Origin of the sequence: Sulfuricurvum sp. (assembly GCF_049587615.1) — a bacterium.
In the GTDB taxonomy this organism is placed as follows: Bacteria; Campylobacterota; Campylobacteria; order Campylobacterales; family Sulfurimonadaceae; genus Sulfuricurvum.
The window spans coordinates 1-1,795 of sequence record NZ_JBAVEF010000004.1 but is presented as its reverse complement, the minus strand read 5'-3'; the positions used below and the strand labels follow the sequence as shown (position 1 = coordinate 1,795).

At 70.9% G+C, this 1,795-nt stretch carries 3 protein-coding genes; 1 reads left to right on the top strand and 2 read right to left on the bottom strand.

Annotation, left to right across the window (positions count from 1 at the left end; genetic code table 11):
- Together WB308_RS00345 and WB308_RS00340 are read right to left on the bottom strand one after the other, a co-directional pair.
- A partial coding sequence (locus WB308_RS00345) for an MOSC N-terminal beta barrel domain-containing protein (protein ID WP_424187849.1) occupies positions 1-230 on the bottom strand: 230 nt, incomplete at its 3' end.
- A gap of 85 nt (positions 231-315) precedes the next feature.
- Positions 316-951: a c-type cytochrome gene (locus WB308_RS00340; RefSeq protein WP_424187847.1), complete on the bottom strand. Its 636-nt coding sequence runs from the start codon at positions 949-951 to the stop codon at positions 316-318.
- A gap of 62 nt (positions 952-1,013) precedes the next feature.
- Between WB308_RS00340 and yihA the strand changes: the two genes are divergently transcribed.
- On the top strand, positions 1,014-1,703 hold the full coding sequence (gene yihA, locus WB308_RS00335) for a ribosome biogenesis GTP-binding protein YihA/YsxC (protein WP_424187845.1): 690 nt from the start codon (positions 1,014-1,016) through the stop codon (positions 1,701-1,703).
- Positions 1,704-1,795: the final 92 nt, after the last annotated feature.

Here is a 1,795-nt window from a genome sequence, read left to right as displayed (position 1 = left end):
GGCACGAGGAGTTCGAGGCGGGCGTCCCGCACCAGAGCCCGGACCAGGGCGAGATCCGGGACCTCGCGCTGCGTGACGAAGCGGCCGCGCGGGTCGACCACCATCCACTCGCGGTCACGGATGCCGTCGTGCGCGAGGCCGGTAGGCAGCACGTGCACCTGCCGGATGTCGGCGCCCCGGCAGCTCTTCACGGGGTAGATCGACAGGCCGGCGATCGTCGCGCGTCGCATGACTCCTTCCCCTCTTCCGGGATCCGGAAACGCAACGGGCGGCCCGGAGATCCGTGCCGCCCGTGTCGATACCGGTTCGTTCCGGTCAGCGCAGTCCCGCGGCGTACTCCGCGACCGCCCTCATCTGCCGGTCGGTCATTGCCTTGACCACGCCGTGCATCACGCGACCGTTGGCGTCCTTGCCGTCCTTGTCCATGCCGCGCTCGCCCGACTTGAACGCCTTGAGCTGCGCGGAGGTGTAGTCCGCGTACTGCCCGGCGATGCGCGGATAGCTCTTGGGAACTCCCGCGCCGGTCGGGCTGTGGCACGCGCTGCAGGCCGGCACGCCGGTGGCGGCGTCGCCGCCGCGCCACAGCGCCTGCCCGGCCTTGACGAGCTCGATGTCCTTGGCGGCAAGCCCCTTGGGCTTCTGGCGCGAGTAGTAGAGCGCGACCGCGCGCATGTCGTCGGCCGACAGCGGCGTGGCCATGCCGAGCATCACGGCGTTCGCGCGCACTCCCGCCTTGAAGTGCGCGAGCTGCAGGGTGATATAGTCGGCGTGCTGCCCCGCGATGTTGGGATTGACCGCGGTGGGGCTGTTGCCGTCGGCACCGTGACAAGCGGCGCAGACCTCGGTGGCGATCTTGCGGCCGCGCTCCATGTCGTTCTGCGCGGTCGCCAGCGTAGGCACCGCGGCAAGCGCCGGTCCGGCAATCAGGGCCAGCAGCAGCAGGGATTTCATCGGCAAGGCTCCTCGATTCGGCAGCCGCGGGCGAGTCGTCGCGCCCCGGGGCCGCTCCCGTCGTGAACAAACGCAACATTGTACCGGAGCCGTCCGGCGCGCCCCAAGGCGCGGATGTGCAGCCCCCCGAGCAACCCCTGGCGCTCGTGGGGGCGCAATTCGTCATCGGTGCCGCCGGGCGTTCCCAGCTGCCGCCGCCCGGACCGCCGGAAATCGCGTTCGCCGGCCGATCCAACGCGGGCAAGTCGAGTGCGATCAATGCGCTCGCTACGCGTACCCGACTCGCGTTCACGAGCCGGACGCCCGGCCGCACGCAGCAGATCAACCTGTTCCAGCTGAGAAGCGGCGGCCTCGCGGCCGACCTGCCGGGCTACGGCTATGCCGCGGTCGCACGCGACGTCAAGCGCGAGTGGCAGGACTTCCTCTGGGAGTACCTGACCACCCGCGACACCCTCGTCGGTCTCGTGCTGGTCGCCGATGCGCGCCACGGCCTGAAGCCGCTCGACTTCACGGTCCTCGACGTGTTCGTGCCCTCTGCGCGGCCCGTGCTCGTGCTCGCCACCAAGAGCGACAAGCTGAACCAGTCCGAGCAGCGCGGTGCCGTGGTCGGCATCCGCGCTCAGCTCGCGGCGCGCTACCCGGCCCAGGCGCACGCGATCGCCGTCGTGGGCTTCTCCGCCACGCGCCGCATCGGCGTGATGGCGGCGGATCGGGTGCTCTGCGACTGGCTCGGCATCACCGCGCGGAAATGATCGCCGTGCGTTCCCGCCCGACGTGCTTCGCCGCCGCGGCAGGGCCGCGGCACAAGAAAAAAGCCCCGCGATCAAGGGGAGTGATGCGGGGC

Coding starts and splice junctions, on each gene's coding strand:
- WB308_RS00340 (WP_424187847.1), bottom strand. CDS start 951: ATGAAATCCCTGCTGCTGCTGGCCCTGATTGCCGGACCGGCGCTTGCC.